Here is a 22,238-nt window from a genome sequence, read left to right as displayed (position 1 = left end):
CCATGAACGCACTGTTGAAGCAGACCCTCGCCGGGCTGCGCGTCCTGCTCGTCTTCACGGTCCTGCTGGGCGTGGTCTACCCGCTCGGCGTGTGGGCGATCTCCCGGATCCCCGGCCTCGAAGGCAACGCCGAGGGCTCGATCATCACCCAGGACGGGCAAGCGGTCGGCTCGTCCCTGATCGGCATCGACCCGGTCGCGGCCGACCCGGCCAGGGACCCGTGGTTCCACAACCGCCCGTCCGCGGGATCGAAGGACGTCCTCGGCCCCGGCGACCCGTCGTCGTCCGGCGCGTCGAACAAGGGCCCGTACAACGAGGACCTGGTTTCCGCGATCGGTGAGCGCAAGAAGCTCATCGCGGCGCGGGAAGGCGTCGAGGAGTCGCGGGTGCCCGCCGACGCGGTGACGGCGTCCAGTTCCGGGATGGACCCGGCGATCAGCGTCGCCTACGCCGACCTCCAGATCCCGCGAGTGGCCAGGAACACGGGCCTGCCCGAGGAGAAGATCCGGCAGCTCGTGGCGGAGAACACGAGTGGCGCCGGGATCGGTGTGCCGGGTGTCGATGTGCTGAAGGTCAACTTGGCCGTGCGTGACGCGGCCGGAGGAGCACACTGACAGACGTGGACGAGAACACGACCAAGCCGCGCCGGGGTGAGCTGAGGATCTACCTCGGCGCGGCCCCGGGCGTCGGCAAGACCTACGCGATGCTCGGCGAGGCGCGGCGACGCCTCGACCGGGGCACCGACGTGGTCATCGGCCTGGTCGAGACGCACGGGCGGAAGAAGACGGCCGAGCTTCTCGAAGGGCTCGAAATCGTGCCGCGCCGCCGGTCGGCGCACCGGGAGCACGAGTTCGAGGAGATGGACCTCGACGCGCTGCTCGCCCGTGCCCCCGAGGTCGCGGTGGTCGACGAACTCGCGCACACCAACGTGCCCGGTTCGCGCAACGAGAAGCGCTGGCAGGACATCGACGAACTGCTCGCCGCCGGCATCGACGTCCTCTCCACGGTCAACGTGCAGCATCTGCAGAGCCTCAACGACGTCGTCGAGCGGATCACCGGCGTCGTCCAGCAGGAGACGGTGCCCGACGAGGTCGTGCGGCGGGCCGAGCAGCTGGAGCTGGTGGACATCACACCCGAGGCGCTGCGGCGGCGCCTGGCGCACGGCAACGTGTACCCGGCCGAGCGGATCGACGCGGCGCTGGGCAACTACTTCCGGCCCGGCAACCTCACGGCGCTGCGCGAGCTTGCGCTGCTGTGGGTCGCCGACCAGGTCGACGTGGCGCTGCAGCGGTACCGGGCCGAGCAGAAGATCACCGACACGTGGGAAGCCCGCGAACGGGTGGTCGTGTCCATCACCGGCGGCCCGGAGAGCGAGACGCTGATCCGGCGCGCGAGGCGTATCGCGAACCGCGCGGGCGCCGAACTGCAGGTGCTGCACATCCTGCGCGGCGACGGGCTCGCCGGGATGGGGCCGACGGCGATCGGCAAATACCGGAAACTGGCCGAAGAGGTCGGCGCCACCTTCCACACCGTCGTCGGCGACGACGTGCCGACGGCGCTGCTCGATTTCGCGCAGGGGGTGAACGCGACCCAGCTGGTCGTCGGGACCTCGCGCCGGTCACGGGTGGCGCGGTTGTTCGACGAAGGCATCGGCGCGGCCGTGGTCCAGCGGTCCGGCCCGATCGACGTCCACATGGTCACGCACGCCGAAGCGGGCGGACGATTGCGCGCCCGGTTCAACCGGAGCCCGCTCACGCCTTCGCGGCGGCTGACCGGCTGGGCGCTCGCCGTCGTCCTGCCCGTCCTGGCGACGCTGCTCGGTGTCCTGCTGAAGGAGCAACTCGACTTCTCGACCGACATGGTCGCCTACATGCTGGCGACGGTCCTCGTCGCGCTCGCGGGCGGGCTCGGGCCCGCGCTGCTCGCGGCGGTGGTCTCGGCCGGACTGCTGAACTTCTTCTTCACCCCGCCGCTGTACACGCTGACCGTCCACGAGCCGCGCAACGTGATCACGCTGATCGCGATGGTGTTGGTGGCGGTCCTCGTCGCGGCGGTCGTCGACACCGCGGCCCGGCGCGCGACGCAGGCCGCACGCGCGCGGACCGAGGCGGCGCTGCTGGCGTCGTACGCGCGGACCGTGCTCACCCACACCAATCCGATCGAGCGGCTGCTGGAGAAGGTCCGCGAGAACTTCGGCCTGACTTCGGTGACCCTGCTGGAAAAACGGGACGGGAAGTGGAAACGGGTGGCGAACGCCGGTACGGATCCCTGCGCCGACCCCGACCAGGCCGACGTCGACATCGCCGTCACCGCCGACGTCCACCTGACGCTGCGGGGCCGCGCGCTGCCGGCGTCGGATCGGGGTGTGCTGGAAGCCGTCGCCGGGCAGGCGTTGCTGGCGCTGCGGCAGCAGCGGACGGCGAAGGCGGCCATCCGCGCCGAGCGCAAGGCCGAGGCGACCGAACTGCGCACGGCGTTGCTTTCGGCCGTGGGACACGATCTCCGCACCCCGCTGACGTCGATCAAGGCGGCCATCGGCAGCCTGCGCGCGACCGACATCTCACTGTCCGAAGAGGACACCGACGAGCTGCTCGAAGCGATCGAGGAATCGGCGGACCGGCTCGCCGGGCTGATCGACAACCTGCTCGACTCGTCCCGGCTGGCGACCGGTGCCGTCCGCCCGCACCTGCGCCCGGTGGGTTACGACGAGGTCGTCTCGCACGCCTTGTCCAATGTGGACAACTCGGCTTCGGTCGTGGTCGCGATCGACTCCCGGCTGCCGTCGGTCTGCGCCGACCCCGGCCTGCTGGAACGCGTGGTGGCGAACGTGATCGACAACGCGCTGCGGCACGGCGCGTCCGGCGAGCCGGTCTCGGCGCGCGCCAGCACGCATTCCGAACACGTCGAACTGCGTATCGTCGACCACGGGCGCGGGCTCAAGAAGGGCACCGCGGACTCGGCGTTCGCGCCGTTCCAGCGGCTCGGGGGAGACCGGGACAGCGTGCCCGGCGTGGGACTGGGGCTGTCGGTCGCCAAGGGGTTCACCGAGGCGATGGGCGGGCGGATCCGGGCGGAGGACACGCCAGGCGGCGGGCTCACCGTCGTCATCTCGCTGCCCGCATATGTTGGTCAGGATCCGGAAAAGAGCCTCCTCGCTTTCGACGACGAGGGCCTCGAGAACGAAGAGGAGGAGCGAGTGCGATGAGCGCAGACACCGCGTCGGCGACCGTACTGGTCGTCGACGACGAACCGCAGATCGTGCGAGCCCTGCGGATCAACCTGTCCGCCCGCGGCTACAAGGTGATCACCGCGCACGACGGGACGGCCGCGCTGAAGGCCGTCGCCGAGACCAAACCCGACGTCGTCGTGCTCGACCTCGGCCTGCCCGACCTCGACGGCACCGAGGTCATCGCCGGGCTCCGCGGCTGGACGACGGTGCCGATCATCGTGCTGTCCGCCCGCGGCGACTCGGCCGACAAGGTGCAGGCCCTCGACGCCGGCGCCGACGACTACGTCACCAAACCCTTCGGCATGGACGAGCTGCTCGCGCGGCTCCGCGCCGCGGTCCGCCGGTCGGCCACGTCCAGTGTGGACGGTGCGGACGCGGTGGTGGACACGGGATCCTTCCGGATCGACCTCGCGGCGAAGAAGGTGCGCCGGGACGGCAAGGAAGTGCATCTCACCAAGACCGAATGGGGCGTGCTGGAACTGCTGGTGCGCAACCGCGGCCGTCTGGTGGCGCAGAAGCAGCTGCTGCACGAGGTGTGGGGACCGACGTACGAGACGGAATCGCACTACCTGCGGGTGTATCTGGCGCAGCTGCGGCGGAAACTGGAGCCGGAACCCTCGCGGCCGCGGCACCTGCTGACGGAGCCGGGGATGGGGTACCGCTTCGAAATGTGATCCCTCGCGGTGCTGCAACCCGGGATTCCGTGAAGGCCTCCTTGAGGGACCCAGAGTCCCTCAAGGAGGCCTTCACGGACCGAAAGTCCTACTGGGCGCTGCTCGTCGAGGTGTCGGTGCCGGAGGTGCTGGACCGGCCGGGAGTCGACTCGCTGGGCGCGCCGCTGGTGCTGGAGCCGCCACCCGGCGGGGTGGACGTGGTCTCCGACGGGGGTGTCGTGGTCGGAGGCGTCGTGGTCGGCGTCGTCGTCTTCGTCGGGGTGGGCTTCGGAGTGGTCGGCGTCGTCGGCGGCAGGACCGTACGCGTCGGCTCACCTCCGCCCGGGGTCGTCACCGGCGGTGGCGGGGCGACGACGCTCGTCGTCTCCTTGCCGTCCGGGCCGACCGACGTCACCGTGGTCGGCGGCGCAGTCGAGCTGGAGGGGGCGCCGGGGGTCGGCGAGCCGCTGACGGTCATCGGGCCGCCGGGGACGGCGTTGCCCGGCACCAGCTGGACACCGGCGGGAGCGACGCCCTGGCCGCCGCCGGGGATACCGGTGCCGCCCGCGGTGGCGGACACGCCGGGACCCGCGAGTTCGGCGATCGCGGCGAAGGCCGTGGCCACCACGAGCCCGCTGACGCCGAGTACGGCGTAGCCGGCGCGGTTGAGCTTGCCGGTGGCGCCGCGCGGGGGTGCCACGGACACGCGTGCGCTCGAATCAGACCCGTCGGGACGGGGCATGTGCTGGCTCCTCGGATGGGGGGCTTCGGGGAGTTCGGCTACCCGGGCGAGGTAGCCCGAAGTGGGGACCCGGCGCGGAGATTATCACCGCCGCTTCACCGTCTGCGAACTACAGCGGGCGTCGTGTTCACCCTCCGCGTTCATTCACATGGTGCACGATAGGGGGCGTGAGTGAAGAAGTAACGCACATCAGGCTGACCGCGTGGGTACACGGTCGGGTGCAGGGTGTCGGTTTCCGCTGGTGGACCCGCAGCAGGGCGCTTGAGCTGGGGCTGGTCGGCAGCGCGGGCAATCTGGCCGACGGGCGTGTCGAGGTGGTGGCGGAGGGTGTTCGTGAACACTGTGAGCGGCTTTTGGCGGCTTTGCGTTCCGGGGAATCACCCGGAAGTGTGGACCACGTCGTCGAACGCTGGTCGCCCGCGAAGGGCGGGCTCCGCGGGTTCGTGGAGCGCTGAGGCCCCGCGTCCCACGATCACCGTGAGCACACAGGTAGCCTGGGCCGATTGAAAGACCGGTTCCCGCAGCCAGAGGGGTCAGCACGACGTGCACCTGAAGAGCCTGACGCTCAAGGGCTTCAAGTCCTTCGCCTCGGCGACGACGTTGCGTTTCGAGCCGGGCATCACCTGCGTGGTCGGACCGAACGGGTCCGGCAAGTCGAACGTCCTCGACGCGCTCCGCTGGGTCATGGGCACCCAGGGCGCGAAGGACCTTCGCGGCGGCAAGATGGAAGACGTCATCTTCGCCGGGACCGCCGGCCGTGCCCCGCTCGGGCGCGCCGAGGTCACCCTGACCATCGACAACGCCGACGGCGCGCTGCCGATCGAGTACTCCGAGGTCTCGATCACCCGCCGGATGTTCCGTGACGGAGCGAGCGAATACGAGATCAACGGCGACCGCTGCCGTCTGATGGACGTGCAGGAACTGCTGTCGGACTCCGGTATCGGCCGCGAGATGCACGTCATCGTCGGGCAGGGGCAGCTTTCGGCGATCCTCGAATCCAAGCCCGAGGAGCGCCGCGCCTTCATCGAAGAGGCGGCCGGTGTCCTCAAGCACCGCAAGCGCAAGGAACAGACCCTGCGCAAGCTCGCGAACATGCAGGGCAACCTCGACCGCCTCGGCGACCTCACCACCGAGCTCCGCCGCCAGCTCAAACCGCTCGGCAAGCAGGCCGAGATCGCCCGCAAGGCGCAGTGGGTGCAGTCCGAGCTGCGCGACGCCCGGCTGCGGCTGTTCGCCCACGACCTCGTCACCCAGCGCGAAGGCATCGCCAAGGAAGAGGCCGACGAGCGCGTCGCCCGGCAGCGTCGTGCGGAGGTCGAGCAGGCGCTGGAGATCGTCGCCGCCGAGGAGGCCGAGCTCGAAGCGTCGCTCGCCGAGGACGCGCCGAAGCTCGCCGCGGCCCAGGAGACCTGGTACAAGCTTTCCGCGCTGACCGAGCGGTTGCGCGGAACCGTGCGTCTCGCGCTGGAGCGTCAGCGGCACCTGTCGTCCGACGTGCAGCAGGCGAACACCGGCCGCGACCCTGACGAGCTGCTCGCCGAGGCCGAGCAGGTCGCCGAGCGGGAGCAGGAGCTCAACGAGGCCGTCGCGGAGGCGCGCCTGGTGCTTTCGGAGACCGTCCAGCGGCGCGAGCAGCTCGAACACCTCGTCCAGGCCGCCGAGCGCGCGCATATGGCCGCCGTCCGCGCGATCGCCGACCGCCGGGAAGGGCTCGCGAAGCTCTCCGGGCAGGTCGAGGCGCTGCGCAGCAAGAACGGCGCCACCTCCGACGAGATCGACCGGCTCACCGTGTCGCTCGAAGAGGCGGCCGAGCGGGCCGAGATCGCCGTCGAGGAGCTCGAAGAGGCCAAGGCCGCGGGTGGTGTCGAGGAATCCGACGACTCCGACCTGCAAGCGCATCACGACCGCGCGGTGGAGGCCAACAACGCCGCCAAGGCCAGGGTCGAAGAGCTGGTCAAGGCCGAGCGGGCCGCCGAACGCGAGATCGCGTCGGAGAAGGCGCGGGTCGAAGCGCTGTCGATGGGCTTGCGGCGCAAGGACGGCGCGGGCGCGCTGCTCGGCGCGCAGCACGAACTGCCGGGCCTGCTCGGTTCGGTGGCCGCGCTGCTCACCGTCGAGGCCGGACACGAGGTCGCGCTGGCCGCGGCGCTCGGCCCGGTCGCCGACGCGGTCGCGGTCAACGGCGGCGCCGACGCGCTCGCCGCGCTGAAGTTCTTGAAGGACAACGATTCCGGTCGTGCGGGCATTCTGCTCGGCGGGCTCGAATCCACTGTGGACACCAGTGCGTGGCCGTCGCTGCCCGAGGGTGCGCGCTGGGCGCGTGAAGTGGTCACGGCGCCGCCCGCGTTGCGGTCCGCCGTCGAGCACGCGCTCGACCGGGTGGCCATTGTGGACGGTCTGGAGTCCGCGCGCCGTCTCGTCGAGGTGTACCCCGAGGTCAGCACGGTCACGCCCGAGGGCGATGTCTTCGGTGCGCGCTGGGCGGTCGGTGGTTCGGCGCGCAGCGAGAGCGTCATCGAGGTGCAGGCCGCGGTCGACGAGGCCGGCGACCGGCTGAACGCCGCCGAGCGCGCGCTTGAACGCACCGCCGCGGAGCTCGAAGGCGCCCGCGCCGGGCAGGCCGCCCGGCGCGAAGAGGTCGGCAGGGCCAAGGAAGCGCTCGGGGACGCGAAGGTCCGCAAGGCGCGCTCGTCCGAGCGGCTGAACCGGCTGCAGCAGGCCGCGCGTGCCGCGCAGGCCGAAATGGACCGGCTGAGCAACCAGCGGGCCAAGGTCGAGCAGAGCCGTGAACAGGCACTGCAGCAGCTCGCCGAACTCGAAGAGCGGCTGGCCGCCGTCGCCGATCAGGAAGTCGACGAAGACCCGGACACCGCCGAGCGCGACCAAGCCGCCGAAGACCTCGGCACGGTCCGCCAGGAGGAGATGGAGTCCCGGCTCGCGCTGCGCACCGCCGAGGAGCGCGCGCGGAGCATCCAGGGCAAGGCCGAATCGCTCCGCCGGGCCGCGCACGCCGAGCGGCAGGCCCGCGAACGGGCCGAAAAGTCCAGGGCCGCGCGGAAACGCGGCGCCGAGATCGCCAACGCGGTGGTCAACGGCGGCGAGATCGCGTTGGAGCGCATCGAGGCCTCCGTGCAGCGCGCCGCCCACGAACGGGACGAGGCGCAGGCGCAGCGGCAGTCGCGGGAGACCGCGCTGACCCAGGTCCGCAGCAAGGTCCGCGAGCTGACCGGCGAACTGGAGAAGCTCACCGACGCCGTCCACCGCGACGAGGTGCTGCGCGCCGAGCAGCGGCTGCGGCTGGAACAGCTCGAAACCAAGATCGCCGAAGACTTCGGCATCGGCCTCGAGGACCTCGTCACCGAGTACGGCCCGGACGTCCCCGTGCCGCCGAGCGCGGGGGAGATGGCCGAATACGAGGCCGCCAAGGAACGCGGAGAGGACGTCACCCCGCCGCCGCCCATGCCGTTCGACCGCGACACCCAGGCTCGCCGGGCGAAGCGCGCGGAGAAGGACCTGAGCCTGCTGGGCAAGGTCAACCCGCTGGCGCTGGAGGAGTTCGCGGCGCTGGAGGAGCGGTACAAGTTCCTCTCGACCCAGCTCGAAGACCTCAAGGACACGCGCAAGGACCTCGAAGCCGTCATCAAACAGGTCGACGAAAAGATCCTCGAGGTCTTCGCGTCGGCGTACGAGGACGTCGCGCGCGAGTTCGAGACGGTGTTCGGCGTGCTGTTCCCCGGCGGCGAGGGGCGCATGGTGCTCACGCAGCCCAACGACCTGCTCTCCACCGGCGTCGACGTCGAAGCGCGCCCGCCGGGCAAGAAGGTCAAGCGGCTCTCGCTGCTCTCCGGTGGCGAGAAGTCGCTCGTCGCCGTCGGCATGCTGGTGGCGATCTTCCGCGCCCGGCCTTCGCCCTTCTACGTCATGGACGAGGTCGAGGCCGCGCTCGACGACACCAACATGCGACGGCTGATCGGGCTGCTGGAGCAGCTGCGGGATTCTTCGCAGCTGATCATCATCACCCACCAGAAGCCGACCATGGAGATCGCCGACGCGCTGTACGGCGTTTCGATGCAGGGCGACGGCATCACGAAGGTGATCTCGCAGCGGCTGCGGACGTCCGAAGAGGAGCTCGTCACCTCGTGAGTGGTGAGGACGGTTAGAACCGTCCTCACCACTCACGAGGTCCTAGACGGGAGTGGACTCCTTCACGTCCGGCTCCGCCAGCGGGTCCACGCTCCCGTGCCGCAGCGAAAGCAACCCGCCCACCACGAGCGTGATCACCACACCGCACAGCGTGTACCAGGGCCACGCCAGCGCCACGGTGTTCCCGGAAGCCTTGCTGAAGTCGACGCCGATCAGGCTGCCGTCCGGTTTGTTGAATTTGACGCCCAGGATGACGAACGCCATCACGAGCACCGTCGACACGAACGCCACGATCGCGTCCGCCTGCCTCGCCCGCTTGAACAGCAGGCCCAAGAGGAACGCGCCGAGCAGCGCCCCGTAGGTGTAGCCGGTGATGCCCAGCGCCTGCACCACGATCGGATCGGCCGAGGTCTTGTTGGAGGAGGCGAAGAAGCCCGCGCACAGGATCAGCGCGCCCGCCCAGACGATCGTCCAGATCCGGCCGTGCTTCAGCCGTTCGGCCTCCGGGAGTTCCCGGCCGATCACCCGTTCGTAGACGTCGGTCACCGTCGACGAGGCCAGCGCGCCGAGCGACGAACTCAGTGCGGCGGCGAGGATCCCGGCGATCACGAACCCGGACAGGCCGCTCGGCAGGTCGTTCACGATGAAGTTCGCGAACAGTTCGTCCTTGTTGCCCAGCCCGAGGCCTTCGGGCTTCGGCTTCGTCGGGTTGAGTCCGTTGTAGAGCGCCCACAGCAGCACGCCGATGAACAGGAACAGCGCGAACTGCACGAACACCACGAAACCGCTCGCGACCAACGCCTTCCGTGCGGCGCGCAGGTCGTTGGTGGACTGGAGGCGCTGCACGATCAGCTGGTCGGAGCCGTGCGACGCCATCGAGAGCACCGCGCCGCCGATCAGCGCGGTGAAGAAGGCGTACTGCCCGGTGAGCATGTTCGAGGAGAAGTCGAAGATCTGGAACTTGTTCGCGTCGACGGCCTTGCCGAACCAGCCGTCCGGCAGCCTGCTGGAGATCGCCCAGATCACCACGACCGCGCCGAGGATGTACCAGAGCATCTGGATCGCGTCGACCCAGACGACGGCGCGGACGCCGCCGAAGAAGCTGTAGAGCACCATCGCGATGCCGAGGCCGAGCACGATGGTCCAGTACGAGACGTTCAGGCCGTAGGCCGCCATCACCACCTTGATCGGGATCGCGGTGGCGAACAGCCGGATGCCGTCGGCCAGCGTGCGGGTGAGCAGGAAGGTCACCGACGCGGTGCCCTGCAGCCCGCTGCCGAAGCGTTTGCCCAGGAAGGCGTACGCGGTGACTAGGTTGCCCGCCACGTAACGCGGCAACAGCACCATCGACACCACGATCCGGCCCGCGATGTAACCGATCGCCAAGGCCAGATACGTCATGCCGCCGTCGCCCGGGGTGGCGATGTAGGCCACCGTCGGCACGGAGAGCACGGTGAGGGTGGACGTCTCCGCGGAGACCACCGAAAGGCAGGCCACCCACCAGGAGATCTTGCCTTCGCCGACGAAGTAGTCGGAGCCGGATTTCTGTTTGCCACCGATCCAGACGCCCAGCAAGGGCATGCCGACCAGAAAAAGCCCGATGATCGCGAGGTCAAGTGCGCGCATCCGTATCTCCTATCGCTCGCCGGTCTTCGCCGCTACCCGTAGCCGGGTCACGGTTGAGGTATGCGGGGCGGGGAGCCGCAGGGGACCCGCGCCCGGGGTGATGCTGCCGAGCAACCGGTGGCCGCGGGCGCCGGTCGCCGACGGGAGGTTCCCGGGGACGCCGGACCACGTCAGCCAGCCGAGCAGAATGGTCAGGTATGCCTCTTTGCCCGCGCGCGGCAGCCCGTGGTCGTCGCTGGTCTTCAGCGCCGTACCCGGCAGATTCCTGGCGAGCGCGGCCATCAGCGCCGGATTGTCGGCGCCGCCGCCGGAGACGATCAGCGTGGCGATGCCGTGGCGACGGCATTCCGCGGCGATGGTCACCGCGGTCAGTTCGGTCAGCGTCGCCAGGAGATCTTCCGCGCCGACCGGCGGGAGCCCGTCGAGTGCCGCGTCGAGGTACGCGCCGTGGAACAGTTCCTTGCCGGTGGATTTCGGCGGCGCGGCCGCGTAATACGGGTCGAGCAGGAGTTTCGCCAGCAGGTCGGGCCGGACGGTGCCGCGCAGGGCGAGCGCGCCGTCGATGTCGGCACGTTCGCCGGTGGCGCGATGCGCGGCGATGTCCATCAAGGCGTTGCCGGGGCCCGTGTCGTAGGCCAGGACATCGCCCTCGGCGGGCACCACGGTGATGTTCGCGATACCGCCGATGTTCAGCGCCGCGACCGGGCCGAGCGCGGCCATTTCCCGTAACCACAACGCGTCCATCGTGCTGGCGAGCGGCGCACCGTGCCCGCCGGCGGCGACGTCGCGGACGCGCAGATCGGCCACCACCGGCAGCCCGGTGCGTTCGGCGATCCACGCCGGGTTCCCCAGTTGCAGCGTGCCGCGTGCGGTTCCGTCTTCGACCCAGTGGAACACCGTCTGGCCCAGCGAGGCGACGACGTCCGCTTCGCCACCGGCCAGTTCTTCGACGCCGCGCGTGGCCGCCTCGGCGAAGGCCTGGCCCACCAGGGTGTCGAGTTTGGTCAGTTGCTCGGCGTCGCAGGGATTCGGCGGGAGGGCGGCGAGCAGGGCTTCGCGGAGCGCTTCGGGGTAAGGGACTTCGAGCTGGCCGAGCGGGGAGAGCACCACCGTGTCCCCGTCGGCACGCAGTTCGGCGGCCGCCACGTCGATCCCGTCGATCGAGGTGCCGGAGATGAGCCCGATGATCCGGACCCCAGTGCCGGAGAAAACCGTCATTCGAAGTGGTCTAGCCCTCGTTCCGGAGACCGCGCAAGCGGGACTGTTTCTTCTTGTCCGAAATGAGTCCTATCCAGTGGGTGCTTGACAAGATCGGCTTCCTTCCCGTGGGGCGTCTGAGCGCGGCGGGGTGCGGATGCGAGGATGACGCCGTGTCGAGTAGCCCCTGGTTCTGGATCGTTGTCGTTGCCGTCGTGGTCCTGGTCGCCGTTCTGGTGTCCGGGCTGCTCATCGCGCGCCGCCGCCGGATCAGCCTGGACGAGTCCAAGGCTGCCGACGTCGTCGAGAAGCCGAAGGGCGGCGGCTATACCGCGACGGGCGGGATCGCGCTCGCTCCCGGCGGCGAGGAGACCGAGGAACCGGAACACCCGGTCGAGGATCGCCCGGAGACCGACGGCCAGCCCGCCGTCGGGGACGACGCGTCGGTGCCGAGGGATTCCGCGCAGCGCACGGTGCGCGACGTCGAACTTCCCGAACCTGCCGAGGAAACGGCCCCCGAGCCCGCCCCCGCCGAGGAGATCGCCCCGGCCACCGGACGGCTGGAGCGGCTGCGCGGCAGGCTGGGCAAGTCCCGTTCGGTGTTCGGGCAGAGCCTGCTCGGCCTGCTGGGCGCCGGTGACCTCGACGAGGACTCGTGGCAGGACGTCGAGGACACGCTGCTCATGGCGGACCTCGGTGCCGCGACGACCACCGAGATCGTCGAGCGACTTCGCGACGAGCTGAAGCGTCGCGCCGTGCGGACCTCGGAAGAGGCGCGCGCGGTGTTGCAGGAGGTGCTGACCGCCGCCCTGTCGACCGACGCGGTGCGGGCCGTCCGCGCGCTGCCGCACACCGTCGACGGGAAGAAGCAGCCCGCCGTCGTGCTGGTCGCCGGGGTCAACGGCACCGGCAAGACCACCACCACCGGCAAACTCGCCCGCGTGCTCGTCGCGCAGGGGAGCACCGTGGTGCTCGGCGCGGCCGACACCTTCCGCGCCGCCGCGGCGGACCAGCTGCAGACGTGGGCCGAGCGCGTGGGCGCCGAGGTCGTGCGCGGCAAGGAAGGCGCGGACCCGGCGGCGGTCGCCTTCGACGCCGTCAAACGCGGCACCGAGGCGGGCGTGGACGCGGTCCTGGTCGACACGGCCGGCCGCCTGCACACCAAGACCGGCCTGATGGACGAGCTGGGCAAGGTCAAGCGAGTCGTCGAGAAGCAGGCGAAGGTCGACGAGGTGCTGCTGGTGCTCGACGCCACCACCGGGCAGAACGGGCTGATGCAGGCCCGCGTGTTCTCGGAGGTCATCGACGTCACGGGCATCGTCCTGACCAAACTGGACGGCACCGCGAAGGGCGGCATCGTCTTCCAGGTGCAGCGCGAACTCGGGGTCCCGGTGAAGCTGGTCGGCCTCGGTGAGGGGCCGGACGATCTGGCGCCGTTCGAGCCGGGCGCTTTCGTCGACGCGCTTCTGAGCAGCTAGCCAATGCTATGAAAGGTCCCTTCCTCGCGAAATTGCGAGGAAGGGACCTTTCATAGCGCGCGTCAGGCCGTGACCGGGACGTTCTCGCCGGGCGAAACCGGCGCGGTCTTCTTGTCCCGCATCACCAGGAACGCGACCACCGCGGCGGCCAGCACACCGATCGCGCTCGCCAGGAACGTCGTCGACATCGCCGAGGTGAACGATTCGCGGGCCGCGGCGATGATGCCGTCGTGACCGGTCGCGAAGGCGTCACCGATCGAAAGCCGCGCCTGAGCCGGGGCGGAGTCGGGCATCTGCGAGGTGAACAGGCTCGACACGATGCTGCCCAGGATCGCGATGCCGAGCGCGGCGCCCAGCTGCTGGATGGTGTCGTTGAGCGCGGAGCCGACCCCGGCCTGCTCCTCCGGGACCTCGCCCATCAGCGCCGCGATCGCCGCCGGCATCGCCAGCCCGCCGCCCGTACCGAGCAGGAACAGCGCGGCCGCGGGCAGCAGGAAGCCCTCGTTCGCCGAGAGCGTCGCGAGCAGGCCGAAGCCGCCCGCCATCACGATCATCCCGCCCGTGGCCAGCGCGCGGTTGCCGATCTTCCGGCCCAGCGTGGCGCCGAGGGTGTTGAACAGCAGAGAGGCGATGGCCATCGGGATGAACGCGAGCCCCGCCTCGGTCGGCGTGTAGCCCAGCACGAACTGCAGGTACTGGGTCAGGAGCAGCAGCAGGCCGCCGTTGCCGATCTGCACCAGCGTGAGCGACAGGCTGCCGCCACTGAAGTTGCGCTTGCGGAACAGCTTCAGCGGGACCATCGGCGACGGCGTGTGCCGCTCCCAGAACACGAAACCGGTCAGGCTCACCGCCGCGATCGCCAGCGGGATCAGGGTTCCGGCTTCGGCGAGACCGTGCTTGGGCAGCTCGATGATCGTCCAGACCAGCGCGACCATGCCCGCCGCGGAGAGGACGGCGCCGAGCGGGTCCGGCTTCTGCCACGGGCCCTTGGACTCCGGCATCAGGGTGAACGCGGCGAGCACCGCGATGACGACGATCGGCACGTTGATCAGGAACACCGCGCCCCACCAGAACCACGCGATCAGCACGCCACCCAGCACCGGGCCGCCGATCAGGCCGATCATCGCGACCGCGCTCCAGGCCGCCATCGCCTTGCGGCGTTCCTCGTCGTCGAAGACGGTGATCAGGATCGACAGGGTGCTCGGCATGATCAGCGCGCCGCCGACGCCCATCACGGCGCGGGAAGCGATCAGTTCGAGCGGGTTCGCGGCGAACGCCGCGACGAGTGAGGCCACCCCGAACAGGAGGAGGCCGATGACCATCACCTTTCGGCGCCCGAACCGGTCGCCGAGACTTCCCGACGTGAGCAGCAGCCCGGCGAACACCAGGATGTAGGAGTCCAGGATCCATTGCGTGTCCTGGGCGCTCGCGCCGAGATCCTCGGCCAGCGGCGGCACGGCGACCGTCAGCACCATGTTGTCGACCACCAGCACGAGCGTGCTCAGGCAGAGCACGATCAGGATCCACCAGCGGCGTGGATCGCGGATGGGCACGTTCATCGGGAAACCCCCAGAGTGTTTGCGTACGTTGTTCGGTTGATGCGCACACTGTACGCATATCGGAACGACGTACGCAATGGGGTACTTCGTGCGCTAGAATGGACGCATGTCAGTCGAAGAACAGCCGATCCAGTCGGTGTGGACCCGCCCTCGCCGGAAGCGGGATCAGCCCGCGCTGAGCCAGGCGCAGATCGTGGCCGAGGCCGTCCGGCTCCTGGACGTCGAAGGCGTCGACGCGCTGAGCATGCGCAGGCTGGGCACCGCGCTGAACGCGGGCGCGACCTCGCTCTACCGGCATGTCGCGAACCGTGACGAGCTGATCGAACTGGTCGTCGACGAGGTCTACGGCGAGATCACCGTGCCGGATATCGACGATCCGGCCCGGTGGCGTGAGGCGGCCGTCGTGGGGGCGGAAAGTGTCCGCGCGATGATCCTGCGGCACCCGTGGGTGGCGTCACTGCTCGGCTCGGTGGGCCTGTCGTACCTCGGGCCGAACGTCATGCGGCTCAACGAGCGGCTGCTGGGCGTCTTCGTGGGCGCGGGCTTCCCCGGAGACGAGGCGAATCAGGCGATCAGCGCCGTCATCTCCTACGTCATCGGCATGGGGACGACGGAGGCGGCCTGGCTCACGACCGTCGCCAAGAGCGGCCGGAACGAGCGCGAATGGGCGGAACGTCTGCGTCCCGCCGTCGAGGAGGCCGCGCGGGAACATCCGCACCAGCGGGAAATGCTGGCCAGGGGAGAGGGCGAAGCCGATCCTGTCCGGCTTCGCGACGAGAAGTTCCGCTACGGGCTGGACAGGATGCTCGACGGTTTGGAGACCAGGCTCAAACGGTGACCCCGTCCCGCGAAAGGGTCGAGCCGAGCGAGGTCGCGATCCGCTGGACGACGGGCGCGATCCGCTCGACGGCCTCCATCGTGAGCCGCCCCGAAGGCCCGGACACCGAGACGGCCGCCGGCACGGGCGCGCCCGGGACCGCCACGGCCACGCAGCGGACGCCCAGCTCCTGCTCCGCTTCGTCGAGCGCGTAACCCTGCTGGGCGATTTTCGCCAGCTCGCGCAGGAGCGCGTCCTGGTCGGTGAAGGTGTGCTCGGTGTAGGACGGCATGCCCGTCCTGGCGAGCAGCGCCGTGACGTCTTCGGACGGCAGATGCGCGAGCATCGCCTTCCCCACGCCGGTGCCGTGCGGCAGCAGCCGCCTGCCGACCTCGGTGAACATCCGCATCGAGTGCTTCGAGGGCACCTGGGCGACGTACACGACCTCGTCCCGCTCCAGGACGGCGAGGTTCGCGGTCTCGCCGACCTCGTCGACCAGCTCCGCGAGCAGCGGACGTGCCCAGGAGCCGAACTGCATGCTGGCGTTCTCACCCAGCCGGATGAGCCGGGCGCCCAGCGCGTACCGGCGGTTGGTGTTCTGCCGGACGTAGCCCAGATCCACCAGTGTCCTGATCAGCCGGTGAATGGTCGGCATCGGCAATCCGGACAGGGTCGCCAGCTCCGAAAGACTGGCCTCCCCGCCGGTGTCCGCGAGATGCTCGAGGAGCTCGAAGGCCCGCTGAAGTGACTGGACGCCGCCATCGCGCCCGTTCTTCTCCGCTGCCACCGTGGTACTCCTTACGTCGGCGTTGATGTTCCGCTATGCAGAAACTATAGTCCGTCATGTAAAACCGTAGGGACGTTATTTATCCGAACTCGGGGTGTTACTCATGTCTGAAGCTCAGGTGCTCGGCGATCCGGTCGAGCGCGGGGACGAAATCCTCACGCCGGAGGCGCTCGCCTTCCTCGCCGGCCTGCACGAGGCCTTCGCCGCCCGCCGCGACGAGCTGCTGCAGGCCAGGAGCAAGCGCCGCGAGGAGGCCAGGACCACCGGCAAGCTGGACTTCCTGCCCGAGACCAAGGAGATCCGCGAGGGCGACTGGAAGGTCGCCGAGGCCCCGCCCGCCCTGCGCGACCGCCGCGTCGAGATCACCGGCCCGACCGACCGCAAGATGACCATCAACGCGCTGAACTCCGGCGCCAAGGTCTGGCTCGCCGACCTCGAAGACGCCAACACGCCGCACTGGGCGAACGTCGTCTCCGGCCAGGTCAACCTGTACGACGCGGTCCGCGAGACCATCACGCTGGAGAGCGGCGGCAAGAGCTACGCGCTGAAGGACGACGTCGAGCACGCGACCATCGTCGTCCGCCCGCGCGGCTGGCACCTCGACGAGCGCGGCCTGTCCTTCGGCGGGCGCCAGGCCGTCGGCGCGCTGGTCGACTTCGGCCTGCACTTCTTCCACAACGCGCAGGAGCTGCTCAACCGCGGCAAGGGCCCGTACTTCTACCTGCCGAAGATGGAGAGCCATCTCGAAGCCCGGCTCTGGAACGACGTCTTCACCCACGCGGAGAAGGCGCTCGGCATCGAGCACGGCACCGTCCGCGCGACCGTGCTGATCGAGACCATCCCGGCCGCGTTCGAGATGGAGGAGATCCTCTACGAACTGCGCGAGCACGCCTCCGGCCTCAACGCCGGCCGCTGGGACTACCTGTTCAGCGTCATCAAGTACTTCCGCGACGCGGGCGAGAAGTTCGTCCTGCCGGACCGCAACTCGGTCACCATGACCGCGCCGTTCATGCGCGCGTACACCGAACTGCTGGTGCGCACCTGCCACAAGCGCGGCGCGTTCGCGATCGGCGGGATGGCCGCGTTCATCCCGAACCGCAAGGATCCGGAAGTCACCGCCGCGGCGCTCGACAAGGTCCGCGCCGACAAGAGCCGTGAGGCGGGCGACGGCTTCGACGGTTCCTGGGTCGCGCACCCCGGCATGGTGGACATCTGCCGCGAGGAGTTCGACAAGGTCCTCGGCGACAAGCCGAACCAGCTCGACCGCACCCGCGACGAGGTGTCCGTCACCGCCGACCAGCTGCTCGACGCGGCCTCGACCCCTGGTGGAGCCACCGCGGCCGGGCTGCGTGGCGCCGTCGACGTCGGCATCCGTTACATCGCCTCCTGGCTGAGCGGGAACGGCGCGGCGGCCATCCACAACCTGATGGAGGACGCCGCCACCGCGGAGATCTCGCGTTCGCAGGTGTGGCAGTGGGTGCGCAACGGCACGCAGCTCGACAGCGGCGACAAGGTCACCGCCGACCTGGTGCGTGGCGTGCTGGCCGAGGTCCGCGGCGAACTCGCGGCCGAGATCAAGCCGGAACTGCTGGAGCCCGCCGTCGAGCTGTTCGAGCAGGTCGCGCTCGCCGACGAGTTCCCGGACTTCCTGACCCTGCCCGCCTACGAACGGATCAAGTAGACAGATGGGGAACGGGCGGCTCACCGAGGACGTCTACACCGCCGCTGACGCGCGCCTCGCCGAGGCGGACGCGCGCGTCACGGCCAAGTATCCCGGCGAGCCGCCCGGCCGCCAGCCCGTGCACACCGTGTACGTGCCCGCGTCGCAGTACAAGACGCGGCTCGTGGCGGATTGGGGAAAGCAGGCCCTGCGGGTCTTCGGCGAACACGCCGACCAGCTGGGCCTGGACGCGGACATCGCCGACCGGGTCCGGACGAAACTGCTGACCGAGCCGATCGAAGATCTGCGGATCGACTTCGAGGACGGTCTCGGCAGGCCCGGCGACGACGAAGAGGACGTCATCGCGCTCGCCGCGGGGCGGACCCTCGCCGTCACGGGCGGCACGCCTTTCGTCGGCATCCGCTTCAAGAGCTTCGAAGCCGCGACCCGCCGTCGTGGCATCCGCACGCTCGATCTCTTCTTGGCCGGATTGCTGGAAAGCGGGCCGCTGCCGGAAGGCTTCGTCGTCACGCTGCCGAAGGTGACCGCCGTCGAGCAGGTCGAGGTGGCGGCGGATGTCCTGGAGCGCCTCGAATCCGCGTACGGCCTGGCAGAGGGAGTCTTGCGGTTCGAAGTCCAGATCGAGACCGCCCAGTCCATTGTGGACATCGATGGGACGGTGGCGGTCCCGCGGATCATCGAAGCCGCGCGCGGGCGTTGCTCCGGCCTGCACTACGGCACCTACGATTACAGCGCCGGGCTCGGGATCAGCGCCGAACACCAGAGCATGGAACATCCGGCCGCCGATTTCGCCAAGCAGCTCATGCAGGTTTCGGCTGCGGGCACTGGCGTCCGGCTTTCGGACGGCTCGACCAACAAACTGCCCGTCGGCGACGCGATCCTCCCGGCCTGGCGCGAACATCTGCGGTTGGTGCGGCGCTCGCTGGAGCGAGGTTTCTATCAGGGCTGGGATCTGCACCCGCATCAGCTGCCGACCCGGTTCGCCGCCACGTACGCCTTCTTCCGCGAGGGTTTCCCGGCGGCGCTCGGCCGCCTGCGCGACTACGCGGACCAAACCGGGCGCGGAGTGCTGGACGAACCGGCGACCGCGCAGGCTCTGGCGAGCTTCTTGTTGCGTGGGCTGGATTGCGGAGCAGTGGACGTGGGGGAGCTTTCGTTCTCGCGAGCCGAGTTGGACGGCTACGCGCGAAGGACCGCGTGATATTCGGCGAGAACGTCGTCCAGTGAACCGCGTGCGCGGATCCGGCCTTCGTCCATCCAGAGGGCGGTGGTGCACAGTTCGCGCAGCAACTCGTCGGAGTGCGAGGCGAACACCAGCACGCCCGAGCGGCGCGCGAGGTCGACCAGCCGCTCGCGGGCCTTGGCGAGGAACGCGGCGTCGATCGCGCCGAGGCCCTCGTCGAGGATGAGGATCTCGGGATCGATGGTGGTCACCACACCGAGCGCGAGCCGCACCCGCATCCCGGCGGAGTAGGTGCGCAAGGGCAGGTGCAGGTAGTCGCCCAGTTCGGTGAACTCGGCGATGTCGTCGACCCGTTTCGCCATCTGCTTGCGGCTCATGCCGAGGAACAGGCCCCGGATCAGGATGTTCTCGTGACCCGAGACCTCGGGATCCAGCCCCACGCCGAGGTCGAACACCGGCGCGATCCGCCCGACGACCCGTGTGCTGCCCCTCGTCGGCTCGTAGATGCCCGACAGCAGTCGCAGGAGAGTGGACTTCCCGGCACCGTTGTGCCCGACCAGGCCGACCCGATCGCCCTCGCCCAGTGACAGGGAAATGTCCCGCAGGGCCTCGATGATCGGGACTTTCGCCTCGGTGCCGATCTTGCCGCCGACCTTGCCGAGCACCCGTTTCTTGAGTGACCGGGTCTTGGCGTCGAAGATCGGGAAATCGACGTAGGCGTCCTGTACTTCGATGCTCACCACGGGCCGGCCTCCTCGTGCTCGTCAGATGCGAACGGAAGTTATCATTCGCATTTGTGGTAACGTCCGGCCGGTGAGTCAGCCATCCGTCGATCAGGGCTTCCGGCCGCCGCAGCAAGCCCGCAGCCGGGAATCCCTGCAGAAGGTGCTGGCCGCCGCCGAGCACGTTCTGGCGAGCCAGGGCTTCGAGGAGTTCACCGTCGCGGCGGTCGCCGAGCAGGCGGGAATGTCGGTGGGCGCCATCTATCGCCGGTTTTCCGGCAAGAACCAGCTGCTGTACGCCGTCAAAGACCAGCTGCTCGGGCAGTTGGAATCCAGCGTCGGCGAAGCGCTCGGCGCCGCGGAGCCCGGGCTGCGCGGGATCGTCAGCGCGTTCACCCGGGCTCTGGCGGGGACATTCGCCCGCCACGACCGGATCTTCTCCGAGCTGCTCGACAGCCAGCGCGCCGAGGGGCGGGACCGTGGTCTCCGGGCGCTGGCCACGATCCAGCGCGGTTTCTTGGAGGCGGCTCAGCCTTGTCTCGACGAGATCCGCCGGGTGGGCGGGGAGCAGGCGATCCGGATGATGAGCCGGACCATCATCGGATCCTGTGTGCACCGGGCCGCCAGTGGCCGGTTCTGGCCCGATGGCCTGAGCTGGGACGTCTGGGCGAGTGAGACGACCGAGATGGCTTTGGCTTACCTGGAGTCGGCTTGAGTCTCTGTTGGGGAGGGCTTCGTCGCCGAGTCCTGAGGATCTCGACTCGGTGTGTGGATTTTGGAGCGTTGGATGACCCGAAATCCACACAGTCGTGCGTGATAGGTCCGGTCAGGGGTGGCTGGCGGGCATGACGAAGGGCCCGTCGCCGGCGTGGCCGACGGGCTCTTCGGAGTTCAGACGTGGTGCAGGGTGTTGCGGCGGGGTTTTCGGAGCGGGTCTCGGTATTGGGGTGGGATGAATTCCGGTAGTCCGTCGGCGGCCATGTGTACTTCCCAGTCGCCGTGGTGGATCAGGCGGTGGTGGAAGCTGCAGAGCAGTACGAGGTTCCGGAGGTCTGTGGGTCCGCCGTCTGCCCAGTGGTGAATGTGGTGGGCGTGGCAGTTCTTGGGTTTCCGATGACAGCCGGGGAAGGCGCAGCCTCCGTCGCGGATGTTCAACGCGCGTCTCTGGCCTGGGGTGACGAACCGTCGTAGCCGTCCCATATCCAGCGGCTCGCCCGAGGCACTCATCACGACCGGCAGCATGAGGCAGTCACAGGCCGCGAGCCGCGCTTCCCGCGCGGTCATCGTGCCGACGAAGTCGAGGCACGCGGTCCCGAGACCGGACTTCAGTTCCTCAAGCCCGATGGTGACGTGCACCAAGGTGCGGTAGCCGCTGGTCCCGGGCTGGTCCGGGCAGGCGATCGCCAGATCCAGCAGGTCGACCCAGGCGTCTCCCATGCGCTCGCATTTCATCCGCAGATCCGCCTGCCCGAACTCGTCCACCGGCCGTGGCTGGGCATGCGCCTCCAACGCGGCCGCCGTCCGAGCCCCGGTCTCATCGTCCAAGAGGCCGGTCAGCTTCCAGAACCCGTCCTTCCGGCGCTCCAGGGTGATCTCCCGGCGTGGTTCCTTCGGCTCCGGGTCTTTGGGTTCCTTGCCGTCCGGGTCGAGCCAGCCCAGCAGGTTTGCTTCGGCCTTGGTGAGCTGTGCGGGTCCGGCGTTCGGGGCCAGGTCGGCGAGGATCTTCTCCGCCTTCGCCCGATCCTCCGCAGAGGTATCCGCCGGGAGCCGTTTCAAAATCTCCAGAATCTGATCGATCCGTTCGTTCCCGATCAGTCCTTCGGCGGCGACCGCGGCGGTGGCGGGAGCAACGGCGGGGACTTCGGTGCCGTCCAGGGCGCGGGTGGGGTTCAGGGCGATGGCCCGCTTCACGACCGCACCGGCCTCGGCACGCGACAATCCCGCCATTTCCGCGAGCCAGCTGGCCGTAGTGCCATGGCCGTACAAGTCTTTGACGCCCCGAGATTCGATCTCCGCCAAGAACTGCCCCAGCGCGGCGGTCGCCATCCGAATCACCTGCAGCGACTGTTGCACGCCATGTGCAAGCTCCAGCTTGCCGGCGCGCCACAACTCCTGCGGCAACTCGGGGAGGAAGGTCTCGGACACGACTCCATCATACCCGAAGAATTCGAACACGTGTTCGTAATTTTAAGCGACCAGCGAAACGCGCCAACAACACTGAAGAGTGAAACGGCCGCCGACGTCGGATCACCTTGGGCAACCCCCGCGTTTAGCCGACTAAATGCGAAGGATGCTGCCGCAGTTAGTCGACTAAACGCGTCCGTCGGTGAACCAGCGATGGCCGGACTGCCGCCGTCGCCCAATGGCGATGCTGCGTCGCTCGCATGAGGCCACGGAAAGAAGGCGCCTCGCATTTAGCCG

At 69.3% G+C, this 22,238-nt stretch carries 17 protein-coding genes; 11 read left to right on the top strand and 6 right to left on the bottom strand.

The window, feature by feature from the left end:
* Positions 1–2 precede the first annotated feature (2 nt).
* The 6 genes from MJQ72_RS29210 (at position 3) to smc (ending at position 8,767) form a co-directional block, all read left to right on the top strand.
* On the top strand, positions 3–614 hold the full coding sequence (locus MJQ72_RS29210; RefSeq protein WP_240594284.1) for a potassium-transporting ATPase subunit C: 612 nt from the start codon (positions 3–5) through the stop codon (positions 612–614).
* Positions 615–619: 5 nt separating this feature from the next.
* Complete coding sequence (locus MJQ72_RS29205) at positions 620–3,205, top strand: sensor histidine kinase KdpD (protein WP_240594283.1); 2,586 nt, start codon at positions 620–622, stop codon at positions 3,203–3,205.
* Positions 3,202–3,903, top strand: a complete 702-nt coding sequence (locus MJQ72_RS29200) for a response regulator (protein WP_005154857.1) — start codon at positions 3,202–3,204, stop codon at positions 3,901–3,903. The genes MJQ72_RS29205 and MJQ72_RS29200 overlap by 4 nt, the downstream gene beginning before the upstream one ends.
* 41 nt (positions 3,904–3,944) lie before the next feature.
* Positions 3,945–4,538, top strand: coding sequence for a hypothetical protein (locus MJQ72_RS29195; RefSeq protein ID WP_240594282.1), 594 nt, complete (start codon positions 3,945–3,947; stop codon positions 4,536–4,538).
* Between the two features lie 253 nt (positions 4,539–4,791).
* Positions 4,792–5,079, top strand: a complete 288-nt coding sequence (locus MJQ72_RS29190) for an acylphosphatase (RefSeq protein ID WP_084098086.1) — start codon at positions 4,792–4,794, stop codon at positions 5,077–5,079.
* Between the two features lie 88 nt (positions 5,080–5,167).
* A complete protein-coding gene (gene smc / locus MJQ72_RS29185; protein ID WP_240594281.1) occupies positions 5,168–8,767 on the top strand; it encodes a chromosome segregation protein SMC in 3,600 nt (1,199 codons plus the stop codon).
* Positions 8,768–8,809: 42 nt separating this feature from the next.
* On the opposite strand, the gene MJQ72_RS29180 is transcribed toward smc, so the two are convergent.
* A complete protein-coding gene (locus MJQ72_RS29180) occupies positions 8,810–10,393 on the bottom strand; it encodes a sodium:solute symporter (protein WP_240594280.1) in 1,584 nt (527 codons plus the stop codon).
* 9 nt (positions 10,394–10,402) lie between these two features.
* Positions 10,403–11,611: an anhydro-N-acetylmuramic acid kinase gene (locus MJQ72_RS29175; RefSeq protein ID WP_240594279.1), complete on the bottom strand. Its 1,209-nt coding sequence runs from the start codon at positions 11,609–11,611 to the stop codon at positions 10,403–10,405.
* A gap of 152 nt (positions 11,612–11,763) precedes the next feature.
* Here MJQ72_RS29175 and ftsY point away from each other — a divergent pair, with 152 nt between their 5' ends.
* Positions 11,764–13,068 carry a signal recognition particle-docking protein FtsY gene (ftsY, locus tag MJQ72_RS29170; protein WP_240594278.1) on the top strand — a complete coding sequence of 435 codons (1,305 nt, stop codon included), beginning with the start codon at positions 11,764–11,766 and terminating at the stop codon, positions 13,066–13,068.
* Positions 13,069–13,130: 62 nt separating this feature from the next.
* Here ftsY and MJQ72_RS29165 read toward each other — a convergent pair whose 3' ends face one another.
* A complete protein-coding gene (locus MJQ72_RS29165; RefSeq protein WP_240594277.1) occupies positions 13,131–14,627 on the bottom strand; it encodes an MFS transporter in 1,497 nt (498 codons plus the stop codon).
* 106 nt (positions 14,628–14,733) lie between these two features.
* Between MJQ72_RS29165 and MJQ72_RS29160 the strand changes: the two genes are divergently transcribed.
* Positions 14,734–15,465: a TetR/AcrR family transcriptional regulator gene (locus MJQ72_RS29160; RefSeq protein ID WP_240594276.1), complete on the top strand. Its 732-nt coding sequence runs from the start codon at positions 14,734–14,736 to the stop codon at positions 15,463–15,465.
* Here MJQ72_RS29160 and MJQ72_RS29155 read toward each other — a convergent pair.
* Positions 15,455–16,231, bottom strand: a complete 777-nt coding sequence (locus tag MJQ72_RS29155) for an IclR family transcriptional regulator (RefSeq protein ID WP_240594275.1) — start codon at positions 16,229–16,231, stop codon at positions 15,455–15,457. The two genes, MJQ72_RS29160 and MJQ72_RS29155, sit on opposite strands and share 11 nt — an antisense overlap.
* Positions 16,232–16,334: 103 nt before the next feature.
* Here MJQ72_RS29155 and aceB point away from each other — a divergent pair, with 103 nt between their 5' ends.
* Positions 16,335–17,912 (top strand): malate synthase A, encoded by a 1,578-nt coding sequence (gene aceB, locus MJQ72_RS29150; RefSeq protein ID WP_240594274.1) that lies wholly within the window; start codon positions 16,335–16,337, stop codon positions 17,910–17,912.
* Positions 17,913–17,916: 4 nt separating this feature from the next.
* Positions 17,917–19,113 carry a DUF6986 family protein gene (locus MJQ72_RS29145; protein ID WP_240594273.1) on the top strand — a complete coding sequence of 399 codons (1,197 nt, stop codon included), beginning with the start codon at positions 17,917–17,919 and terminating at the stop codon, positions 19,111–19,113.
* On the opposite strand, the gene MJQ72_RS29140 is transcribed toward MJQ72_RS29145, so the two are convergent.
* Positions 19,092–19,838: an ABC transporter ATP-binding protein gene (locus MJQ72_RS29140; protein ID WP_240594272.1), complete on the bottom strand. Its 747-nt coding sequence runs from the start codon at positions 19,836–19,838 to the stop codon at positions 19,092–19,094. The genes MJQ72_RS29145 and MJQ72_RS29140 overlap by 22 nt on opposite strands.
* Positions 19,839–19,908: 70 nt before the next feature.
* Between MJQ72_RS29140 and MJQ72_RS29135 the strand changes: the two genes are divergently transcribed.
* Positions 19,909–20,532, top strand: coding sequence for a TetR/AcrR family transcriptional regulator (locus tag MJQ72_RS29135; protein ID WP_240594271.1), 624 nt, complete (start codon positions 19,909–19,911; stop codon positions 20,530–20,532).
* Between the two features lie 176 nt (positions 20,533–20,708).
* Here the strand turns inward: MJQ72_RS29135 and MJQ72_RS29130 are convergent, their stop codons facing one another.
* Positions 20,709–21,962 (bottom strand): HNH endonuclease signature motif containing protein, encoded by a 1,254-nt coding sequence (locus tag MJQ72_RS29130; RefSeq protein ID WP_240594270.1) that lies wholly within the window; start codon positions 21,960–21,962, stop codon positions 20,709–20,711.
* Between the last annotated feature and the right edge of the window lie 276 nt (positions 21,963–22,238).

The sequence above is a fragment of the Amycolatopsis sp. EV170708-02-1 genome, from assembly GCF_022479115.1.
GTDB lineage: Bacteria > Actinomycetota > Actinomycetes > Mycobacteriales > Pseudonocardiaceae > Amycolatopsis.
The sequence above is the reverse complement of the archived record's forward strand: the minus strand, read 5'-3'. Positions and strand labels throughout refer to the sequence as shown.